This is a genomic window from Sphingobium sp. R-21, assembly GCF_049913335.1.
Lineage (GTDB): Bacteria > Pseudomonadota > Alphaproteobacteria > Sphingomonadales > Sphingomonadaceae > Sphingobium.
Genome location: NZ_CP184375.1, coordinates 621,299 through 641,704, shown reverse-complemented (window position 1 = coordinate 641,704; position 20,406 = coordinate 621,299). Strand labels below are relative to the sequence as shown.

17 protein-coding genes and 1 tRNA gene are annotated in these 20,406 nt (G+C 61.6%); 5 read left to right on the top strand and 13 right to left on the bottom strand.

What is annotated here, in order from left to right; all coding sequences use genetic code 11:
- The first annotated feature begins 118 nt into the window (after positions 1-118).
- The gene (locus ACN9MX_RS17595; RefSeq protein ID WP_363830034.1) at positions 119-1,135 is read left to right on the top strand and encodes an LLM class flavin-dependent oxidoreductase; all 1,017 of its coding nucleotides are present in this window, start codon (positions 119-121) and stop codon (positions 1,133-1,135) included.
- On the opposite strand, the gene ACN9MX_RS17590 is transcribed toward ACN9MX_RS17595, so the two are convergent.
- Positions 1,103-2,176: an acyltransferase family protein gene (locus ACN9MX_RS17590; RefSeq protein ID WP_363830449.1), complete on the bottom strand. Its 1,074-nt coding sequence runs from the start codon at positions 2,174-2,176 to the stop codon at positions 1,103-1,105. The two genes, ACN9MX_RS17595 and ACN9MX_RS17590, sit on opposite strands and share 33 nt — an antisense overlap.
- Before the next feature lie 194 nt (positions 2,177-2,370).
- On the opposite strand from ACN9MX_RS17590, the gene ACN9MX_RS17585 reads away from it, so the two are divergent.
- The gene (locus ACN9MX_RS17585) at positions 2,371-4,029 is read left to right on the top strand and encodes an ATP-binding protein (protein ID WP_363830032.1); all 1,659 of its coding nucleotides are present in this window, start codon (positions 2,371-2,373) and stop codon (positions 4,027-4,029) included.
- Positions 4,030-4,033: 4 nt separating this feature from the next.
- Here the strand turns inward: ACN9MX_RS17585 and ACN9MX_RS17580 are convergent, their stop codons facing one another.
- Together ACN9MX_RS17580 and ACN9MX_RS17575 are read right to left on the bottom strand one after the other, a co-directional pair.
- Positions 4,034-5,485 carry an MATE family efflux transporter gene (locus ACN9MX_RS17580; RefSeq protein WP_363830029.1) on the bottom strand — a complete coding sequence of 484 codons (1,452 nt, stop codon included), beginning with the start codon at positions 5,483-5,485 and terminating at the stop codon, positions 4,034-4,036.
- Positions 5,486-5,563: 78 nt separating this feature from the next.
- Positions 5,564-8,263: a valine--tRNA ligase gene (locus tag ACN9MX_RS17575; RefSeq protein ID WP_363830446.1), complete on the bottom strand. Its 2,700-nt coding sequence runs from the start codon at positions 8,261-8,263 to the stop codon at positions 5,564-5,566.
- Between the two features lie 77 nt (positions 8,264-8,340).
- Here ACN9MX_RS17575 and ACN9MX_RS17570 point away from each other — a divergent pair, with 77 nt between their 5' ends.
- Complete coding sequence (locus tag ACN9MX_RS17570) at positions 8,341-9,057, top strand: alpha/beta fold hydrolase (protein WP_363830027.1); 717 nt, start codon at positions 8,341-8,343, stop codon at positions 9,055-9,057.
- Positions 9,058-9,092: 35 nt separating this feature from the next.
- On the opposite strand, the gene ACN9MX_RS17565 is transcribed toward ACN9MX_RS17570, so the two are convergent.
- The 4 genes from ACN9MX_RS17565 to ACN9MX_RS17550 form a co-directional block, all read right to left on the bottom strand.
- A complete protein-coding gene (locus tag ACN9MX_RS17565; RefSeq protein ID WP_363830025.1) occupies positions 9,093-11,147 on the bottom strand; it encodes a S9 family peptidase in 2,055 nt (684 codons plus the stop codon).
- Between the two features lie 210 nt (positions 11,148-11,357).
- The gene (locus ACN9MX_RS17560; protein WP_363755942.1) at positions 11,358-11,849 is read right to left on the bottom strand and encodes a DUF2497 domain-containing protein; all 492 of its coding nucleotides are present in this window, start codon (positions 11,847-11,849) and stop codon (positions 11,358-11,360) included.
- 68 nt (positions 11,850-11,917) lie between these two features.
- The gene (locus ACN9MX_RS17555; protein WP_363830022.1) at positions 11,918-13,390 is read right to left on the bottom strand and encodes a TolC family outer membrane protein; all 1,473 of its coding nucleotides are present in this window, start codon (positions 13,388-13,390) and stop codon (positions 11,918-11,920) included.
- Between the two features lie 18 nt (positions 13,391-13,408).
- Complete coding sequence (locus ACN9MX_RS17550) at positions 13,409-14,041, bottom strand: protein-L-isoaspartate O-methyltransferase family protein (protein WP_363830019.1); 633 nt, start codon at positions 14,039-14,041, stop codon at positions 13,409-13,411.
- Between the two features lie 201 nt (positions 14,042-14,242).
- Between ACN9MX_RS17550 and ACN9MX_RS17545 the strand changes: the two genes are divergently transcribed.
- Together ACN9MX_RS17545 and ACN9MX_RS17540 are read left to right on the top strand one after the other, a co-directional pair.
- A tRNA-Cys gene (locus ACN9MX_RS17545) sits at positions 14,243-14,316 on the top strand.
- A 162-nt stretch (positions 14,317-14,478) separates the two neighbouring features.
- A complete protein-coding gene (locus tag ACN9MX_RS17540; protein ID WP_363829865.1) occupies positions 14,479-15,729 on the top strand; it encodes a tyrosine-type recombinase/integrase in 1,251 nt (416 codons plus the stop codon).
- Positions 15,730-15,918: 189 nt separating this feature from the next.
- Here ACN9MX_RS17540 and ACN9MX_RS17535 read toward each other — a convergent pair whose 3' ends face one another.
- The 6 genes from ACN9MX_RS17535 to ACN9MX_RS17510 all read right to left on the bottom strand — a co-directional run bounded on the left by ACN9MX_RS17535 (position 15,919) and on the right by ACN9MX_RS17510 (position 20,253).
- Positions 15,919-16,755, bottom strand: coding sequence for a hypothetical protein (locus ACN9MX_RS17535; protein ID WP_363829863.1), 837 nt, complete (start codon positions 16,753-16,755; stop codon positions 15,919-15,921).
- A 39-nt stretch (positions 16,756-16,794) separates the two neighbouring features.
- A complete protein-coding gene (locus tag ACN9MX_RS17530) occupies positions 16,795-18,000 on the bottom strand; it encodes a hypothetical protein (RefSeq protein WP_363829860.1) in 1,206 nt (401 codons plus the stop codon).
- Positions 17,997-18,521, bottom strand: coding sequence for a DUF4365 domain-containing protein (locus tag ACN9MX_RS17525; protein ID WP_363829857.1), 525 nt, complete (start codon positions 18,519-18,521; stop codon positions 17,997-17,999). The genes ACN9MX_RS17530 and ACN9MX_RS17525 overlap by 4 nt, the downstream gene beginning before the upstream one ends.
- A gap of 300 nt (positions 18,522-18,821) precedes the next feature.
- Positions 18,822-19,244 (bottom strand): hypothetical protein, encoded by a 423-nt coding sequence (locus ACN9MX_RS17520; protein ID WP_363829855.1) that lies wholly within the window; start codon positions 19,242-19,244, stop codon positions 18,822-18,824.
- 365 nt (positions 19,245-19,609) lie between these two features.
- Positions 19,610-19,837, bottom strand: coding sequence for a helix-turn-helix domain-containing protein (locus ACN9MX_RS17515; protein WP_363737249.1), 228 nt, complete (start codon positions 19,835-19,837; stop codon positions 19,610-19,612).
- A complete protein-coding gene (locus ACN9MX_RS17510) occupies positions 19,834-20,253 on the bottom strand; it encodes a hypothetical protein (protein ID WP_363737250.1) in 420 nt (139 codons plus the stop codon). The genes ACN9MX_RS17515 and ACN9MX_RS17510 overlap by 4 nt, the downstream gene beginning before the upstream one ends.
- Between the last annotated feature and the right edge of the window lie 153 nt (positions 20,254-20,406).

Sequence of the window (20,406 nt, the reverse complement as noted above, 5' to 3'; positions counted from 1 at the left end):
AATAGCGGCACCACAAGGATAGGGTGATCGTTCTGGTCCAATCGGATCGAAAACCGCTCCAGGCGTCCGCCCCCATTAGGTATTGAAATAAAACGGGTCATGGCCCCATATGCTGGCCATGACCCGTTTTTCCGTATTGGACCTCGTCCCCGTCAACGAAGGCAGCACTGCCGGTGAAGCGCTGAACCGCGCCGCTGCCTTTGCCATTCATGCCGAAACCCTCGGGTTCAACCGCTATTGGGTGGCGGAACATCATGGCATGCCGGGCATCGCCTCCGCCGCGACCGCCGTGGTGCTGGCGCATATCGGACGGGCCACCAGCCACATTCGAATCGGTGCGGGCGGCATCATGCTGCCCAATCATGCACCATTGCTGATCGCTGAACAGTTCGGCACGCTCGCCGCACTCTTCCCGGGCCGCGTCGACCTCGGCCTAGGACGCGCTCCCGGCTCCGACCAGCGCGTGGCGCAGGCGATGCGACGAACGCTAAGCGGCGGACCCGACGAATTCCCGCGCGATGTGATGGAATTGCAGGCCTATTTCGCCGGCGACGCGCGCCTCGGCTTCCGGGCGACGCCTGGCGCAGGAGAGGATGTGCCGCTCTGGATCCTCGGCTCCAGCCTCTACGGCGCGCAATTGGCCGCCGCGCTTGGCCTGCCCTACGCCTTCGCCTCGCACTTCGCGCCCGGCGCGCTGGACGAGGCCATCGCCATCTACCGCCGTGATTTTCAGCCCTCGGCGCAGCTTGAACATCCTTATGTGATGGCGGGCTACAATGTCTTCGCCGCCGATACGATGGACGAAGCCAGGCTGATCGCAACATCCATGCAGCAGGCCTTTGTTCGACTGCGCACCGGGCAGCCGGGCAAGCTGCAACCGCCCGTTCCCGGCTATTATGAAAGCCTGCCCCCGCAGGCGCAGGCGATGCTGGCCGATGTATTGAGCGCTTCGACCATCGGCACCCAAGCCGATGTGGAGCGCGACCTGGCGGCCTTCATCCGCCGCACTCAGGTGGATGAAATCATCATCGGCGGCCAGATTCACGATCTGGCTGCACGCAAGCGCAGTCTGGAGATCGCCATGGCAGCCGGTCAGGCGGCGTCAGACAGACATCAGCCGGCCCCCGCTCAATAGCTTCGCCAGCCCTGGCGCGGCGCGGCTGAGCACGGATCCGAGCATCACCACGGCCATCAGCACCAACAGCGGCTGAACCAGCAGATAGGCCGGATAGAGGGGCGATCCCAGCTTTCCGAACAGTTGACCCAGCACCGGCCCCCCCAGCCAGATCAGGATGAGGTGTGAGCAGAACAGGAAGAAGGCGAACGGCTCGATTCGCAGCAGCATTTCTCGTGCCGCGCTGGCCGCCAGCGACCAGGCCAACCGCCAGAAGAACAGCGCGGCCGCGATCCGCACCGCCATGTCAAGCACGCCCGTCCCGATGCCCGGTGGCAAGACGCCCGGATGCAGGGACATATAGAGCTGTGCCGTCATCAACAGCGCAAAGGGCGGCGCCGCAACAATCCAGGGCAGCGCCGACATCCGGCTTGCCAGCCCCTCGCGCCGTGCGATGATGCCCATGGTGAAGAAGAACAGGATCGACGCTCGCATCAGCACTGGCGGTCCCCAGCCCATGATCTGGCACAGCGCCGCCATCGCCGCGACCATGGCCAGCGCCCAACCGGGCAGGCGAACGAACAGGGGGGCCGCAAGCATGCACAGGAACAGGTCGCGCAAAAACGGCATCTGCACATTGATGTCGGGATTGCGGCTGACGATGAACAGTTCCTGGAACATCCAGTCGCCGGACGAAGGCACTGGCGCCGACAGGCCCAGTACCCAGGCCGCACCCGACACAAGCAGGATCGCCAGCGCATTCCACAGGATCATAGGCAGCAGGATTGTCCGCGCCTTGCGCCCGACATGACGCAGCCAGTCATGCGTTCGCGACGATCCCGCGACCAGCCAGCCAGAAATCAATCCGAGCAAAGGTACGGCACTGCGCCCGAAAACCTCCATCAGGCCCCAGCGCAAGCTGTCCTGTGGCGTCCCCCGCAGGCTTTCCAGATCGTGCCCGTTAAGGCCTGTCCATGCATGTACATAGACCACGCCCAGAATGCAGATCACCCGCGCGATGGAAATCGCATCGGATTGCCGCGCCACGTCGGTCATCGGCATCCGCGACACAGGATATCCCCGACTTTCGGTCAATGTTTCAACAGCCAAGCCTGACACGCATTTCCTCTGACCAACACGGCGCCAGACTGGCCGCACCAACAACATGGGCAGGCGATAAGCAGAATCTTTACCGGTCGCCGGTTAAATCGATCCAACGTGCCGGAATCCCGTCCGGTCGAGGGAAAAGCAGGTTCATGACCCAGATGCACGGTGCAGACCATTTTGCCGGCGCGCAGCCGCATGTCTTCCAGGCTCCTGTCGATGCCATGGGAATGGTTTTCCAAATCGCCGGATCCAGTTCGCAACTGATCATCGACGCTGCCCGCATTGCGTCACTGGCGCATGATCCCGACCCTTCGCTCGCCATGGCGGGGCAGGTCGGCAGCCAGGTCAAGATGCGCGTTGGCCCCGTCTGGCTGATCGCCAGCGTCCGCGCGATGGCGATGGACCGGCAGGACAGCAACAGCATCATTGTCGACATCGATTTTCTGGGCGAAGGCGATGAAGAGAAGCTGACGGGGCGGATCTACCGCTTCCGCCGCGGCGTGACCCGCTATCCGACGCCGGGGACGGAGGTCTATCCGGTGTCGAGCGCGGACATGCAGCAGATCTATTCCGCCGACGACCGTCCCCATGTGCAGATCGGCACCGTTTATCCCACGTCCGACACCCGCGCCGCGCTCTATGTCGATTCGATGCTGGGCAAGCATTTCGCCCTGCTGGGTTCGACCGGCACCGGCAAATCGACCAGCGCCGCACTGATCCTGCACCGCATCTGCGACCTGTCGCCGCAGGGCCATATCGTGATGATCGACCCCCATGGCGAATATGGCGCCGCCTTCCAGCAGAATGGCGCGGTCTACGACGTCAACAACCTCGCCCTGCCCTATTGGCTGATGAATTTTGAGGAGCATTGCGAGGTGTTCGTCACCTCGGAAGGCTCTGAGCGGACGGTGGATTGCGACATCCTCGCCAAATGCCTGCTTGCCGCGCGGTCGAAAAACCGGCTGGCGGAGAGCATTGGCCGGCTGACCGTCGACTCACCTGTGCCCTATATGCTGTCGGATCTCACCAACATCCTTCAGAACGAGATGGGGAAGCTGGACAAGGGCACCGGATCGCTGCCCTATATGCGGCTGAAGACCAAGATCGACGAGATCAGGAGCGATCCACGCTACAGCTTCATGTTCTCCGGCATGCTGGTCGCGGATTCGATGCAGGAATTCCTTGCCAAGATCTTCCGCCTGCCCTCCGGCGGCAAGCCGATCTCGATCATAGACGTGTCGTCCATGCCGTCCGACATCACCTCCGTGGTGGTGTCGGTGCTGTCGCGGCTGGTGTTCGACTATGCGCTGTGGGCGCGGGACGAGCCACAGCGCCCGATCCTGCTCGTCTGCGAGGAAGCCCATCGCTACATCCCCAGCAGCACCAGCGGCAGCGGGCAGGCCGTTCGCCGCATCCTGGAACGGATCGCAAAGGAAGGCCGTAAATATGGCGTGTCGCTGGGCCTTATCACCCAACGTCCGTCGGACCTTGCGGAAGGCGTGCTGTCGCAATGCGGCACGATCATCTCCATGCGCCTCAACAATGACCGCGACCAGGCATTTGTGAAGGCTGCCATGCCGGAAGGCGCGCGCGGCTTCCTGGATTCCATCCCCGCCCTGCGCAACCGGGAAGCGATCATCTGCGGCGAAGGCGTCGCCGTGCCGATCCGCGTGGCGCTGGACAATCTGGAGGAAGCACGTCGTCCCGCTTCGGGCGATCCGAGCTTTACGGAACTCTGGCGCCAGTCGGGCGGAGAAGCGGAGATACTGGCGCGCACCATCACGCGCTGGCGCAGCCAGGGGCGATAGGCTTCTATCCCGCCGGGACGACCCGCCCGGCTGGTTCGCTCTCCGCATTGACACTTTCGCGGCACTCTTCCTGGTTCACGGGAACGAGCAGCTTCGCCTTCCGCCAGCCACCCTGCAGATAGACCAGCCCGGCAAGCAGGAAGGCGGCAGCCGAACCCGCAGGAAAACTCAGCCACAGGGCATCCGCACCCAGATGCGGATAACCCAGATGGTAGAAGCCCAGCCGCACTGCGAAGAGAGTGAACACAAGGATCAGCAACGGCCGCACCACCACGCCGTTGGCCCGCATCACCCCGAACAGGATCATCGTGCCGCCGAACAGCATGAAGCTCCAGCTCGCCAGAAGCTGCATGTGCCAGGCAGCGGCGATCGCTGCCTCATTCTGTCCCAGGAACAGCGACAGCAACGGCGCGTGGAACAGCAGGATAACAGCGACCATCGTGCCGGTGATCAGAAACAGATAACCCATGCCATAGCCGGTGATGCGGCCGATCCGATCCCATCGGCCAGCGCCGATATTCTGCGCCGCCATGGCGCTGACCGCCGCGCCCATCGCCATGGCCGGCATCTGGAGATAGGTCCAGATCTGCTGGGCCGCGCCATAGGCCGCTGTGACAAGGAACCCCTCGCGATTGACGAGGCCGATCATCACCAGTCCCGACGTGGACATGACGATCATCTGCAATCCCATGGGCAGCCCCTTGCCGAACAGAAGCCGCATCTGGTCCGGCGCCGGGCGCAGATATGCCAGTTCCCGCCCGCGCAGCCGCAGCGGCAGATCCTTCGCATAGGTGTAGAGGATGATGCCGATAAGGCTGATCACACCCGCCGCCGCCGTGGCGGCAGCCGAACCGCCGATGCCCATGGCTGGAATCGGACCAAGACCAAGGATCAACACGGGGTTGAGGACCAGATCGACACCGACGCTCACGAGCATGAAGATCAACGGCGTTCGCGCATCACCCGTTCCGCGCAGGCCCATCATCATCATGACGCTCAGCAGGGAAGCGGGCATGGCGACGAAGATCACCCGCAAATAGATGAGCGCAAGGTCGAACGCCTCCGCCGGGGTCGCCAGCAGCCTCAACAAGGCCGGCGCGCCGATCCATCCGGCGGTCGCTACGACCAGACCCAGCAGGGTGCAGAAACCAACAGCCGATCCGAAAGCCCTGCGCGCCGCGTCAAGATCGTTCCGTCCCACCGCCTGCGCAACCATCACCGTCGACGCCATGCCAAACCCGAACACGACGGAGAACATCAGGAACATGGTGATGTTCGCATTGGCGGTCGCCGCTAGCGCCTGCGCGCCCAGGAAACGGCCGACCCAAATGGCGTTGATCGATCCGTTCAGCGACTGGAGGATGTTGGACGCCAATGTCGGGATGGCGAACAGCAGCAACGCCGATGCAATCGGTCCTTGCGTCAGGTCTCTGGCCCGCTGTTCCCCTGCAACCATGAACCCTCCTGTCCCTTGCGGATGACAACTCGCACCATCTGGCTGACCCGGTGACTCCCGGTCAGATTCCTTCGCCGGTCAGGCGAGCCGTTCCAGCGCCGCCTTCAATCTTTCCGCCTCTGCCGCCTTTTCACCATGATCCTCGCGCGCCTTGGCCACCGCCTCGGGCTTGGCCTTCTCGACGAAGCTGGGATTGGAAAGACGCCCGGACAGCGAATCCCGTTCCTTCTCGGCCGCCGCCAAGGCCTTGGCGAGCCGCGCTTTCTCGGCGGCGATGTCGATCACGCCTTCCAGCGGCAGGATGAAGGTCGCCTCGTCCACCACGATCTGCGCCGCGCCGCCCGTGACGCTATCGCCAAAGGAGAGGCTTTCCACCCGGCCCAGACGCGCCAATGCGGCCCCCTGGCGATCGATGCGGCGGCGGGTTTCCTCGGCCGCGTCATGCACGACCACGCTGAGCTTCGCGCCGGGCGGCACGTTCAGTTCGGTGCGCGCCGTCCGCATCGCGCCGATCAGCCGGATAAGCCAATCGATCTCCCCCTGCGCCTCGCTGTCGACGGCATAGAGCGCCTGCGGCCAGCGGGCGACGATCAGTTCTATTTCGCGGCTGCCGGTCAGATTCCATAACTCTTCGGTAATGAAGGGCATGAACGGATGCAGCATCACCAGGATCTGGTCGAACGCCCAACCCGCGACGGCGCGCGTTTCCTCGTCCATCGAGCCCTTGGTAAGCTCGATATACCAATCGCAAAACTGGTCCCAGACGAAGTGATAAATGGCGTTGGCCGCGGCGTCGAACCGCAGTTCAGACATGGCAGTGTCGATCGCCTGGACGGTCGCCACCGTCTCCGCGATGATCCAGCGATTGGCCGGGGCTTCCGCATGGGGTGCCTCATGGCTGGTCGATGCGGCGACGCCGTTGGCTTGCAGGAAACGCGCCGCGTTCCACAACTTCGTCGCGAAGTTGCGATAGCCCTCGACGCGCTTTTCATCCATCTTCACGTCGCGCCCCTGGCTTTCCATGGCCGCCATGAAGAAACGCAGCGCATCGGCGCCGAACCTGTCGATCAGGCCCAGCGGATCGACGACATTGCCCTTGGACTTGGACATTTTCTGCCCATCCGCGGCCCGCACCAGACCGTGAAGATAGAGCTTGCGCCACGGCACATCACCCATGAACTCCAGCCCCTGCATCGCCATGCGCGCATCCCAGAAGAACAGGATGTCGAAGCCGGAGATCAGCAGGTCATTGGGGTAATGGCGCTTGAGCGTCTCGGTCTCCTCTGGCCAGCCCAGCGTGCCAAAGGGCCAGAGCGCGGAGGAGAACCAGGTATCGAGCACGTCGGGATCGCGGACCAGCGCCTTGTTCCCGGCCATCGCCTGCGCTTCTGCTTCGCTCTCCGCGACATAGGGATTGCCGTCCTCGTCATACCAGGCGGGAATCTGATGTCCCCACCAGAGCTGGCGCGACACGCACCAGGGCTGGATATTCTCCATCCAGTTGAAGAAGGTCTTTTCCCATGTCCTGGGCACGATCTCGATCCGCCCGTCACGCACCGCCTGCATCGGCGCGACCGCCAGCTTCTCCGCGTCGACATACCATTGGTCGGTCAGCCACGGCTCGATCACCACGCCCGAACGGTCGCCAAAGGGCGTCTGGATGGTGCGCGGCTCTGCGTCGGAGAGGACTTCCTCGCCTTCCTTGTTCTTCGAGACGTGCGGCACCAGCAGGCCGAGCGCCTTCATCTCCGCCACCACCAATTCGCGCGCGCCGTCCACGCCATCCTTCCGGAAACGGTGCAGCCCCAGGAACCGATCCGGGATCAACCCATCGGCGGTCTGGGTCACATTGGCGTCAGCGTCGAACATGTTGAGCATCCCGGCGGCGCGGAAGCCCGCCCGTCTGCCCACTTCAAAGTCGTTGAAATCATGCCCCGGCGTGATCTTGACCGCGCCCGATCCGAGTTCAGGATCAGCATGCTCGTCGCCCACTATCCTGAAACGCCGGCCAGTGATCGGCTGGAGGATGTCCTTGCCGATGACGTCCCGGTAGCGGGGATCGTCCGGATGAACCGCGACCGCCATGTCCGCCAGCATCGTTTCCGGCCTTGTCGTCGCGACCACGATATGGTCGGCCCCGCTGGGGAGCTTGACCCCATCGGCGAGCGGATAGCGGAAGTGCCAGAAGCCGCCTTTCACCTCCTGCGTCTCGACCTCCAGGTCCGAAATCGCCGAGCGGAAGCGCGGATCCCAGTTCACCAGCCTCTTGTCGCGATACAGCAGGCCACGCCTGTGCAATTCCACGAACACCTTGATGACGGCTTTCGAAAAGCCCTCGTCCATGGTGAAGCGCTCATTGGCCCAATCCATGGAACAGCCCAGGCGGCGAAGCTGGCGCGTGATCGCACCGCCGCTTTCCGCCTTCCATTCCCACACCTTCTCGACGAACTGCTCGCGGGTGTAGTTGGTGCGCTTGTCCTGCTGCGCCTCCATCTGCCGTTCGACCACCATCTGCGTCGCGATGCCCGCATGGTCGGTCCCCACCACCCACAGCGCGTCCTTGCCGCGCAGCCGCTCGTAGCGGATGACGATGTCCTGCAAGGTGTTGTCGAGCGCATGGCCGATATGCAGGCTGCCCGTAACGTTCGGCGGCGGGTTGACGATGGTGAAGGGTTCAGCATCGGGCCGGGCCGGGCGGAACAGCCCCCGCTCCTCCCAATGGGCGTACCAGCGGGACTCGATTTCGGCGGGGTCGAAGGTCTTGGGCAATTCGGTCATAGGCTGGCCTTTACGCAAGGCGGCGGCGGCGTCAAATATCCGCTGCATCTTTCCTCCGTCCATGAGGCAAAAAAGCCGTGACCGCATCCCCAAAGCCGCTGACCATCGTACTGATCCCCGGCCTGATGAACGATGGCTGGGTCTGGCACGGCGTGATCGGCGCGCTGAGCCGCCTTGGCTCCATCCATATCGCCCGCACCGACGGCTGCGATTCTCTGGCTGCCATGGCCCGGAATATCGCGGACAGGGTCAGCGGTCAGATGGTGGTCATCGGCCACAGCATGGGCGGCCGGGTCGCGCTGGAGCTGGCGGACCAGGTGGCGGACCGCATGGTGGGACTGGCGCTGCTGGATACGGGCGCGGGCGGCCCCAAGGCGCATGAGGCGGAAGGGCGCCTGAAACTGGTCGATCTCGCCCGTAGAGAGGGCATGGGCAGCGTCGCGAAACAGTGGATGCCCCCCATGTTGGCGCCGCACCGACTGGAGGATGTGGCGTTGATCGAGGGCATCACCGACATGCTGCTGCGCGCCGACGCCGATATTTTCGCAGGCCAGCAGAAGGCCCTGCTCAGCCGGCCGGATCGATTGGACCTGCTTGCGTCCATAAGCTGCCCCTTCCTCGCGGTCACCGGCAGCGAGGACAATTGGGCTCCCCCGGCCCAACATCAGGAGATGGTCGACCGCGCCCCCCATGCCCGGCTGGAAGTGGTGGAGGGCGCTGGCCATATGCTGCCTGTCGAGGCGCCGGAGAAGCTGGCGGAGATACTGACCGGCTTCATCCGCGCTATCGCCTGATCCGCCCTAATTTGGAGCGCAGACCCATAGAAGTCTCACCGGTCCTGCTTCTTCGTCCACCGATCCAGCCAGCCCAGTGCCTCGTCATACCATTGCAGCGAGTTGCGCGGCTTCAGCACCCAGTGATTCTCGTCCGGGAAGATCAGCAGCTTTGACGGCACGTTTCGCCTCTGCAGCGCGGTGAAGGCCGCTAGTCCCTGCGTGTAGGGAATGCGGAAATCCTTTTCGCTGGTCACCACCAGCATCGGCGTCTTCCATTGGGTCACATGGTTGACCGGGTTCCATTTTTCGAACTCTTGCGGATTTTCATAATAGGGTCCGCCATGTTCCCATTCGTCGAACCACAATTCCTCGGTTTCATAAGCCATGGCACGGGCGTCGAACACGCCGTCATGCTGGACGATGCACTTGAAGCCGTCGGGCCAGTTCCCTTCGATCCAGTTCATCATGTAACCGCCATAGCTGGCGCCAAGTGCGCAGCCGTTTCCTGCGTCGACCTGCGCGTCCCGCGCCGCGGCGGCCGCCAGACCCAGTTTCAGGTCCTCCAGAGGCTTGCCGCCCCAATCCTTGTTGATGCTGTCGGTAAAGGCCTGCCCATAGCCCGTCGAACCATGGAAATCGACGATGACCGCTGCATAGCCATGGGAAGCGAACAGCTTGGGATTCCAGCGGTAGGACCAGCTGTCGTTGAAGCTGCCTTGCGGGCCGCCGTGGACGAGCAAGGCCACCGGCAGCTTGCCCCCAATCCCCTTCGGCTTCACGATCTGGCCCCAGACAATGTCGCCATTCGCGCCCCTGAAGCTGTATCGCTGCACCGACACATCGTCGACCCCGGCCAGCTTGTCCCCATTGACGCTGGTCAACCGAACGGCCCTGCCCTTGCCGCCCGGCATCTTCCAGAAATCGGCGGGCGACTGAATGCTGTCGAGCATGTAGACGAAGCCGCCCTTGGGCAGCGGCAGGACGCTGCCCGCATGACCCGCCTGCGTCAGCCGCGTGACCTTGCCCGACGCGGCGTCCACGCGGAATACCGGATGGTCCAGCACATCATCGGCGGTAACCAGAATGCCCCTGCCATCGGCTTCCCACACAATGGACGCGACCGATCGGTCCCACGCCTCGGTCAGCGTCCTTGTCTCGCCCGTCGCGATGTCGCGCAGCATCAACACCTGCCGGTCACTCTCATAGCCCGGCCGCTTCATCGCGGCATAGGCAAGCCATTTTCCATCGGGCGACACCGCGGGCATGCTGTCCATCGCATCATTGGCGTCCGTCAGATCGACGGGTGCCGCGCGCCCGTCAGCGGGAACCGCGAAAATATCCATGTTGGTGGACAGGGATTCGATGCGCCCCGCCTCGCGCAGCGTGAAGAACAGAGTCTTGCCGTCGACGCTCCAGGCGATCTCTTCGGCACCGCCAAAGGGTTTGGACGGGCTGTCTCCGACCAGCGCACCCATGACCGACACGGCATTGCCGCCACCCAGCGGCATCACGAAGATCTGCGAGCGCTGCCCGTCCGCCCATGTATCCCAATGGCGCACGAACAACTGGTCATAGACACGTCCCGTGCCAGCCGTGGGCGGGGGCGCGGCCTTTACATCGTCAAGGGTCTTCGCACCCACGGGCCGGTCTGCCCACAGCGCGACGCGATCACCCGCCGGACTGAGCAGGAACCCCGAAATCCCGCCGGGCGCCTTCGTCACCTGCTCGCTCTTGCCATCCTGGACGACGACCCGCCAAAGCTGGTCTTCCCCACTCCGGTTGGAGAGATAGTAGAGCGATCTGCCGTCCGTCGAAAAGGCTGGCGCGCTTTCATTCTTGTCCGGGAGGGAGGCAATCATGCGAGGCGCCGCACCCGCCTTGCTCAGGTCCAGCAGATACAGGTCCGTCCTTCCCCTGTTCCCTGCAAGATCGGTCGCTCGCAATTGATAGGCGAGCCATCGCCCGTCGCGGGAAAGCGCCGGCGCCGACACGCGACGCAGGTCGACCATATCGCCGGGCGTGAATGGCCGGGCAGAGGCTGGCGCGGCGATCCACGCCGCTTGAGCGAGAGCCAGAGCACCAAGTCCCGCTTGCAGAAGAGATTTCATCGATGACACCCTTGAACCGGATCGCGCCGCTTTTCGCGGCGGCGACGAAGCTATCAACAAGGGTGTAGGCAGCCGCCGGCTGGCTCGCAAGGATCAGCCACTAGTGCGTAATAAAATAACAAAGACCGAATGATCGCGGTCAGTTCAGCATGATTGCGGCGGGAGACAAGCAACCGCACCTCGCAATGGCGCGAATCAGAGCGTCTCGACTCAGCGGCCCGTGATTCGGGCGATTTCCTTGGCGACCATGTCCTCGACCATCTGCGGCAAGCGCGCGTCCAGCCATTCCTTCAGCATCGGCTTCAGCATCGAACGCACCAGCCCATCCAGCGTATTGTCTTCGCCTTCCCTGGGCGTAACGAGCATGGATGACAGGGCGGACAGGGAATGCCGGGCCGCAACTTCGCTTTCGACGGACAGGATGGACGCATCTTCCTGCTCGGCAGCAGGCCGGGACGCGCGGGACGTTCGATGAGCAGGCATGGGTTCCTCCACAGCAACCTCGTCGGTCAGTTCCAGCACTTCGTCACCAGCTGGTTCGGACAGGGCCTCCGGCACGGAAACAGGCCGGACCTTCTGCGCGGCTTCTCCGCGTGCTCGGCGTGGCAGGGTCTGCACCGCTTCCTCGCCCTCTTCAGCGATGATCCGCTTGATGGACGAGAGGATGTCCTCCATCGAGGGTTCCTTGCTCATGTCGCCCATGGTTAACCCCTATTCCTGTCCCCGTTAACGCCATACCACCAAGGAACGCTCCTGAGGTTAAAATTGCGTTAAGGCTGTGCCAAACCGGGGTCCACATTGGCGTTTTGCGCCGGGGAGTCAACGGTCCGCGTCGATTGAACCTTTGGCGCTGGGTCGAAATCCCAATCGAACCATTTGCCCTTCACCCGGTCATAATTAACCATCGGGTCATAAAGCGTACCGGTTTCGAGGTTCAGGTCATCCGCCTCGGCATGGCCCATGGCCGCCAACAGGCTGAAGCCGGCGACATAGGCGTTGCGGCGCGCCGTCACCAGTTGAACCTTGGCGTTCACCGCTTCCTGCTCGGCATTCAAGATGTCCAATATGGTGCGGCTGCCGACGGAATTTTCCGCTCTCACGCCTTCCAGCGACAGGTTCGCCGCGTCCACCGCCTTCTGGTTGGACTGGATGCTCTCCAGCGACGCCTGCCAGCTTGCATAAGCCGAACGGGCCTGCGCGATCACGCCGCGCTCGACCTCGATCACCTGCTCCATAGCCTGCGATTCGAGCGCCTGGCGCTGCCGCACCTGCGCGGCCGGACGTCCGCCCTGGTAGAGTGGAATGCTGAGTTGCACGCCTGCCGAGGCCTGCTTGTTGACCTGCGACCCGTCGGCGCTGTTCATGGCGCTCAGCGTATCAAGATAATTGGTGTAACCCGCCTGGGTGAAGGCGGAGAGCGTGGGCGATACCGCTGCCTTGGCCACATTGACATCGTAAGCCGTCGCTTCCCGATTCTTGGCGGCGGCCAGGATATCCGGATTGTCCTTCAGTGCGACCTGTACCGCGGCATCAGGGGACGCCGGCAGTCCCGGAAGCGCTGGCGGCGGCTGAAGATCGTCCGGCGCCTCGCCGACTAGCGCGATATAATTTTCCCGGCTGGTGATCAGGTTCGCCTCGGCCGTCTGGAGGCTGGAGCGGGCCAGCGCCAATCGCGATTCGGACTGCGCGACATCCGTTCGGGTCACGTCCCCCACTTCGAAACGGTCGCCTGTCGCCTGGAGATTGACCTCCAGCGCCCTCACATTGGCCTGGTTGAGCGCGACCACGGCACTGTCGCGGATCACGTCCATATAGGCGGCAACCACGCGGGAAAAGACACTCGCCTCCGTCCCGCGAAGATCTGCCTGCCCTGCTGCCACGCGGGTCTTCGCCGCCTTCACGCCGTTACGCACGGCGCCGCCGGAATAAAGCGGTACGGTCAACTGGGCATTCGCATCCACCGTCCGCTGCGGCGAAGTGAAGCTGATCGTCGGCTTGAGAATGCTTTCCGTATAGGTCCCGGTCGCTCCAAGCGAGGGTCGCCCCGCCGCCTTCTGGATAGGCACGCCCTCATCGGTCGCCTGTTGCCCGGCACGCGCGCCGGTAAGCGTCGGGTTGGAGCGATAGGCCTTGGCCAGAGCCCCCTGCAGGGTCTCCGCATGAACCGTCCCGGCCATGGCAGAGGACACCGACAGCAACAGGATGAGGGCATTACGCCCCGAAAGCCAAGATCTTGCTGTCATGTCCCCCCATAGCCCCTTTCAGAACACAAATCGTTCCGGTGCGGCAAAGCCCGGAAGTACAACCATTTCCATGTCGGCGAGGCGGGAAAGACCCAGCACCCCCGACACCACCCGACCGCTGCACAGGCGGGTCACGCCACGCTCGACAATGCCTGTCACCACCCGCGCGCCATCGGCAAGCTGCTGAACGAGCACGGCGGGCACTTCCTCCACCGCACCGTCGACGAACAGCACATCATAGGGCGCGCCAACGGCAGAACCAGCATTCAGAGGGCCGCGAACCACGGTTACGCCATCGACCGCGATGTCCGGTCCGCCCTCTTCCTCGACCGCGGTGACCTGCGCACCCAGCGTCGCCAGCAGTGCCGCGCTGTAGCCTGTGGCGGCGCCGATCAACAGCACCCTGTCACCCTTGGCGATCTGCGCTTCCTTCAGCAGACGGCCCGTGACCAGCGGCGGATTGAGCGCGCGACCGCCCGCAAGCGGGACCGGCCGATCGACATAAGCCATGGCCCGCCGCTCAGCCGGCACGAATTCCTCCCGCGCCACATGCGCCATCGCCGCAATCACGCGCTGATCATCCACATCGCTGGTGCGAAGCTGGCTTTCGACCATGGCGGCCCGCATCGATGAAAAATTCTGCTCCGTCACGACAATTCCTCGACTGAGATAGCTTTTAGGAAAGCTGTATTAGGAAAGCAATACAGCAAAGATATAAATCGGACCTCTAAATCAGCCAACGAGCCACGCCAAGCGGCTTTACGTGCTCCAACACCAGAATCTTGCGCTACGATATCACAGCGCTGCTTGACTTTGCATCAAAAGCCGCACATTTGCGGCCACCCACGCCGAGGCCCGATGGCGGAGTGGTGACGCAGCGGACTGCAAATCCGTATACGCCGGTTCGATTCCGGCTCGGGCCTCCATTTCAGCTTCCAGAGACGTCCGCAGACGTCCGATAAATGGCTGATTTCTGCCGTTTTTTGTGCTAGACTTGCCAGGCAAATCCGGCCGGCTCCATCCTCTTCCGAGTACAATGAGGGTACAGTTGATGGACCGCCCGCCGAGCACCGCTTGGGAGGTCCATCATGGCAGAAGGCAGCAGTCGCAGAACAGGCCTCACCGCAAATGCGGTGAAAAACGCTAGGCCCAAGGAGAAGCCGTACAAGCTCTCCGATCGTGATGGCCTTTACCTCCTCGTAAAGCCGACCGGTGTCCGGTACTGGCGCATGAACTATCGCTTCAACGGACAGCAGCGCACCCTGTCGTTTGGCCGCTGGCCAGAAATCATGCTGAGCGAGGCGCGGGAAATGCTTCTCGAGGCGCGACGGAAGCTGGCGAAGCGAGTCGATCCGGCCGAGCAGGCGAAGCTGGACAAGATCGCCAAGTCATTGGCTGCAACCAACACCTTCGAGACAATTGCGGAGGAATGGCTGGACAAGATCGAAAAAGAGGGCGCCGCGCCGCTCACCCTTAAAAAAGCAAGATGGCTACTGGGCAAAACCTACGCCGCGATCGGTCGCCGCCCTATTACCGAGATTTCAGCGCATGAGCTCCTCTTGGTCCTGAAAAAGGAGGAGGCCACGAAACGCTACAATACAGCCAACCGCATTCGCAGCACCTGCAGCCAGGTATTCCGCTACGCGATCGCCACCGCCCGCGCTCAGCGTGACATCGCCGTGGACCTACGGGGCGCACTCATCACGCCGCGTGAACAACATCGCGCCGCGATCACGACGGCCGGTGAAGCCACCGCATTGCTGAGAGCCGTTGAGGATTACGAAGGCAGCCCCCTCACCCGAATTGCCCTCCGCCTCCTTCCGCACCTTTTTGTTCGTCCTGGTGAATTGCGATGGGCTGAATGGAAGGAGTTCGATTTTGAAAAGGGCGTATGGACGATCCCAGACTTCAAAATGAAGATGCGCCGCCCGCACGCCGTCCCCCTGTCACGGCAGGCGCTCGCCATCATAAGCGAGATCGACCACGACGCTGCGTACAGCGATTTTCTGTTTCCTTCGTTGCGGGCGCTTGATCGACCGATGTCGAACAATACGATCAACGCTGCCCTAAGACGGCTTGGCTATTCCAAGGATCAAATGACCGGCCACGGCTTCCGCGCTATGGCGGCGACGCTCCTCAATGAGATGGGTATCTGGAACCCTGACGCCATCGAACGCCAGCTCGCTCACGCAGACGGAAATTCGATCCGCCGCGCCTACGCGCGCGGGCAATATTGGGAAGAGCGGGTCCGAATGATGCAGCACTGGTCAGATTATCTCGACCAGCTACGGGACGGCGCTACCGTTTTGCGACCGAAATTCGGGCATAGCGGATCATAATTTGCCATTGAGGAATCGATGGCATAGCGGCCGCAACTGGCCGATAGGCGAATGTCCGCTTCGGAGCTGGGTCGCGCGGATAGCTGCATTCACGCGGTGTCGATTAACAACCGCAGGACAGTATGCGATAATCTCAATAACCTTGCTTTTTTGTGTTCGCCCCACGGCCCCTCCGTACCCCTGCCGCACTCAGATCCTGCCACCGATATAAAATAGCGATGTCCATTGCTTACGACGGATCGCGGTTGCGCGGTCGGTCATGCCGAACGGGAAGAATTCTGTCATATGAGGTACGACAGCGATGGTCATACCTTTAGCCAGCTCTGCCCCATGCAGGGCATCTTCCAGTGCCCATATGACGCGGTACATCGGCTCTAGAATTTCAATCACGGTCCAGACGACGTGCCCTCGGGTCACCCTGGCGAGCTCTAGCTGATACGTGACGTCAATCGTGAGGTCATACTGACCCTTTGGCCCCATTTCCCATCCAAATAGCCCAAGGGCTTCGCAGTGGGCACGGGAGCGGGTCATGATGCTTTCTCGCTTCTTATGGCTCAGCGAGGCCTCTGCAACCTTCATATGAACACCGAACCATCGGGTCAGAGGGTCAATGTTTGCAGCGCCGCTCACCAACTGATCGATGTTGAAATACCTAGCCCCCTTGGCGAACTCCGAAAGCGCGCCAAGCATTTCAGTTTGGAAGGCGGGTGCCTGGAACCAGCCGTCGACCACGCCCACGCGGTGGCCTACCTTCTCGACTGCCGTATAGAGCGTGGTGATTGAGTGCCCGAAGCTGCGAAGGTCTCTATCTGATGGAGTGCTAAAATCGTGCCGCGCCATGTGGTCCAGTATGATGACGATCTTCATCAGCCGTTCTAGCGCTATGGAAAGCTGGAACAGTGCGGAATATACGGTGCCGGGGCGATCGTAATCAACCGATGCCATATCCTGGAAGCCCGTCAGAAAGGCTCGGCTGGCAAGGTGGCCTTCTTGGCTTAGCAAACGAAACTGCTGTGATACGATCATCGGCTAGCTTTCTAGTGCGCGCAGGTCTGAGCGTAGCCCCTAATGCACCTGAAAATTAATGGGATTGAGCAAGACCCACCTGCGCCCACGCCGCTCCAAGGTTCCACTAACCTCGACCGCGCGCCCAGCTGCGTGCGCCTCAACGGCTTGGAGGTACTCTGCGGGGTTAAGAGAGGCGCGGACCGTTATGTCACCGGTCGCTTCGCTGGACCACAGGATCGCAACCTCTCGGTCCCCCATCATATCCAGAAGGTCCGATGGGTCGGCTTGGGAGGCAAGCCGGATGACCCGGCCAAATACTGTCTCATCCCATGATGAAACACGGGAGCGCAGCACCTTTGCAGCTTCTCGCACGGCTTCGACCTGACGCGGGCCAACCATAAAATGCTCGGGACCGACGTGGATTGCCCGTACGTCCTTCCATTCGGGACTAAAGGAGAAATCGAAAACGATGCCGCTCGGCGATGTGCCGTCGACCAAGGCAGCCAACTGTTCGCACACGTTCGCACTAAAGCCAGTCTTGGTGGTGTCCGTGATCGGATCGGTACTGTCGGTCGAGACAGCTACCGAGACCGCTTCAAGGCCGCGCACTAGGCGCTGGATTACCCTACGCTCGAAAGGCGGTGCGGGGTCGATTCCAGGTAAGGTGGATTGAATTGACGGTTCGATGGGTGATTCTACGGTGAAGCCGAAACTGCCCCTGAAAGTGTGGCCAAACCGGCACCGATTGGCGTAATCTGACGCCTCCTTTTTTGTCCGCAGGTAGTAGGGCAGGGGGTCTAGCTCGGTGTGCGCCGTAGCTGCCAGAACACCACGGATGCCAAGCACAAAGCTCTGCGCCATTTCTAAACGGATTGAGTCATCGACCACCAATGCATCAGGGATGCGAGACCGCAGTACGTCGAACGCGACCTCCCGTATGGAGCGCGCAACGTCTAACTCGGCCCGGTCCTCAATAGCTGAGAGGGCGTCTATAACCCGAGATACCTGTGAAGCATATTCCGAGGAACTGATGCTGTTTGGTACAACCAGCTCGATCCCTCTCAAATCCGGTGATCCTGAGACGAAAACCTCAAAGTTCCGGTTCCCTCCGGTTCGGCTTCGCAAGAGCGCATGGGCAGTAGACTTTTCCGATGAGGCCAAGACTGTGGACGACGCACGCACATGCCAGCCCGTCGCCACAAGGTATCGCCGGAGCATGTCCAACGGAACTGCACCGGGACCAGTATCGCGAAAATCCATCATGCCGCTTGCTCCTCTCGCCGCGACTTCTCCGCTGCCAGCAGATCGATGAGGCTATCCGGCGTCAAAAGCTGATCCAAAGGGATTTTGATGCGCTTAGTGGAGTCCTCGTTGCCGACCACTGGGCCTTGGAATGTGTGATAGAAGCAGCAATTGCGCAGGATCGTAAGTTCGTTCGTTACGGAGTGCCAGTGAGTGGCATCCTTGGGGAGACAGAGGAGCACGAGAATAAGCGTCGTTTCAGCTGGCGTTCTCGAAACGATGTCGTTGTAGGTTTTGGACTCAAGATCATAGATGACCTCGTCGTCTTTAATCTCCCAATTAACCGTCGATTTCGCCTGAAAGTCGAGGCCAAAGCCGGAAACGACGCGCCTGGTGCCGCGATGGATAACGGTGTTGAAGCTGCCATCCACGCCGTAGTCGTGGACGTGGGCTTTACCCAGTAACACTCCTGCCGATGCGCAAATGGCGTAGACGTGCGCGGCGCAAAGGTTTTCCTTGGTGTGTTCTATAGTTATCGGCACCTAACGCTCCCCACCCCTGCATCGCGCGGCCCGTTTCTTTTGCTGGATAGCTCTAGCTTTCGACATGTCAAACAATTGTAGGCGCGCGCAGGCAAGGTGGTACTGAAAAGGACTGATTGGATGATGGTCGCGCCCCTTCAAACAGCGGGGCGCCGCTGCCAACTCAAAATTTCAAAAAGGTCCGTTTTATGGGCGCTCCAGATTGCCACATGGTCGATGAATCACCGACCGCTTTGATGCTTGGCTATTGCGCCACTGATTGACGACATTGGCGTGCAAAAGCGATGGTGATCCACAGCGTTAGTAGCGGTATAGCTTCGTCAGATGCTCAAGACTGCCAATTTCGATCATTACGAAAAGGTCGGCAGATTGAGTCTCGGGCTTCGACGGTAGCACAAATCGAGATTCATTTTGCCAGTCATACTCGGGCGGCTTCATCAGCACAACCCGTTCGGGGAATGCCCAATCCACCCCGGGTATTGCGTCTAGCGGTCGGTATTCTACAGACCCGAATGAAGTCTGCGCATAATCCAGCTTTGAGTGGCGACACGCACGCGCTTTTAGTCGTGCGACAATCTCGTTCGAATCACTGATCTCGACGCAGAAAGGACCGAGCTCTTTGACGCAGCGGTCGGATGGCTCATTACTAACGCAGTAAACAAACATGTTTTGAGCGGCGGTGGTGAAGCTCACGCCGGTCAGCTTACGACCGTCTTTCACCATTGTGATTTCCAGCCCTTCGGGCGGAGCGTAGTGCAACGCCCCGTCCCTAGGATCACCTCTGACGCCGCCATCTTCGTATGCCCGATACGAGGCGAGTGACCCAAACCGCATCTGGCCGCCAGTTATGAATGCGTTCGCAAAGCGTTCTTCAGAAAAGTACCGGTATATCGGCATTCGACCTCATAGGTGGGCTGTTGGCCTTAACGGACTGACGGTGTGCGCGGAATCACATTTCGCAAAAATATATCTCGTACTCCAGGGACCAGCAAGAAGTGGCACCGAACGAGTGTCGTGTTTTGGGAATGAGGCCGCTCAGTTCGAATGACCGATAGTGGCGCGTTGCTGTCGAACCGCTTTCTATCAGATCAACGATCTTCCAGGCGCCGTACCAATGCCTTGATCCCCTCGACTGGGACCAGTGTCGCGCTTCCAAGCTTGAGCGTCCTGATCTCGCCCTCGGCAATGAGTTCATAGAATTTGCTGCGCCTGATCCCCAGCATCCGGCAGGCATCGGGAATGCGCACCGTGATCGGCTCGATCCTGTCCTGAGACGGCAGGTCGATATTCTTGAACGGTCGATGTTCACGGCTCATTGCAAACTCCTCAGCTTTTGGATGATGGGATCGTCGGTGGCTGGCGGCGCCTTGCCCGCGAACCGATCGGCAATCTCGTCGATCAGTTGCGCAAACAGCTTGGCGCCTGCGGCCTGTGCGGCTTCGCTAACCGGGTTCATGGCCCCGGTGACGAGCTGATGCCGGACCATCCGCGCCAGTACCTCCCAGACCAGAGCCTGGTTGCGCCGCAGCCAGTCGGTGTTGCGGTCGATCCTGGTAAGGCGAATGCCAATGGCTTCGTCGCTCTTCGGCGCCTGCCGCCGGTTGAACCAGGCGTCGAGTGCCTCGACCAATATCTCCGACCGCGCCCGGCCCGAACTTTTCGCCAGATGCTCGAGCCGCCTGCTCATCTCCTCGGGCAGGAACAGTTGGTGCCGGGTCTTGTAGGTTTTCATCGGGCGTCGGCCTGCTCATGATGATGTCCGGTGGCAGCGGACCAGCTTAGCGCAAGGGGGGACACAGGAGCGATCCGCTGCCATGGACGATTATGGCCGTTCGGCCTCTGTTTGGGGATGGTGCAGATCGGCCCAGATCGGCCCGGATCGGAC

What these genes read in the sequence shown, in the direction of transcription:
- ACN9MX_RS17595 (WP_363830034.1), top strand. Translation starts at nt 119, where the DNA reads ATGACCCGTTTTTCCGTATTGGACCTCGTCCCCGTCAACGAAGGCAGC.
- ACN9MX_RS17590 (WP_363830449.1), bottom strand. Translation starts at nt 2,176, where the DNA reads ATGCCGATGACCGACGTGGCGCGGCAATCCGATGCGATTTCCATCGCG.
- ACN9MX_RS17585 (WP_363830032.1), top strand. Translation starts at nt 2,371, where the DNA reads ATGACCCAGATGCACGGTGCAGACCATTTTGCCGGCGCGCAGCCGCAT.
- ACN9MX_RS17580 (WP_363830029.1), bottom strand. Translation starts at nt 5,485, where the DNA reads ATGGTTGCAGGGGAACAGCGGGCCAGAGACCTGACGCAAGGACCGATT.
- ACN9MX_RS17575 (WP_363830446.1), bottom strand. Translation starts at nt 8,263, where the DNA reads ATGACCGAATTGCCCAAGACCTTCGACCCCGCCGAAATCGAGTCCCGC.
- ACN9MX_RS17565 (WP_363830025.1), bottom strand. Translation starts at nt 11,147, where the DNA reads ATGAAATCTCTTCTGCAAGCGGGACTTGGTGCTCTGGCTCTCGCTCAA.
- ACN9MX_RS17560 (WP_363755942.1), bottom strand. Translation starts at nt 11,849, where the DNA reads ATGGGCGACATGAGCAAGGAACCCTCGATGGAGGACATCCTCTCGTCC.
- ACN9MX_RS17555 (WP_363830022.1), bottom strand. Translation starts at nt 13,390, where the DNA reads ATGACAGCAAGATCTTGGCTTTCGGGGCGTAATGCCCTCATCCTGTTG.
- ACN9MX_RS17540 (WP_363829865.1), top strand. Translation starts at nt 14,479, where the DNA reads ATGGCAGAAGGCAGCAGTCGCAGAACAGGCCTCACCGCAAATGCGGTG.
- ACN9MX_RS17535 (WP_363829863.1), bottom strand. Translation starts at nt 16,755, where the DNA reads ATGATCGTATCACAGCAGTTTCGTTTGCTAAGCCAAGAAGGCCACCTT.
- ACN9MX_RS17530 (WP_363829860.1), bottom strand. Translation starts at nt 18,000, where the DNA reads ATGATGGATTTTCGCGATACTGGTCCCGGTGCAGTTCCGTTGGACATG.
- ACN9MX_RS17520 (WP_363829855.1), bottom strand. Translation starts at nt 19,244, where the DNA reads ATGGTGAAAGACGGTCGTAAGCTGACCGGCGTGAGCTTCACCACCGCC.
- ACN9MX_RS17515 (WP_363737249.1), bottom strand. Translation starts at nt 19,837, where the DNA reads ATGAGCCGTGAACATCGACCGTTCAAGAATATCGACCTGCCGTCTCAG.
- ACN9MX_RS17510 (WP_363737250.1), bottom strand. Translation starts at nt 20,253, where the DNA reads ATGAAAACCTACAAGACCCGGCACCAACTGTTCCTGCCCGAGGAGATG.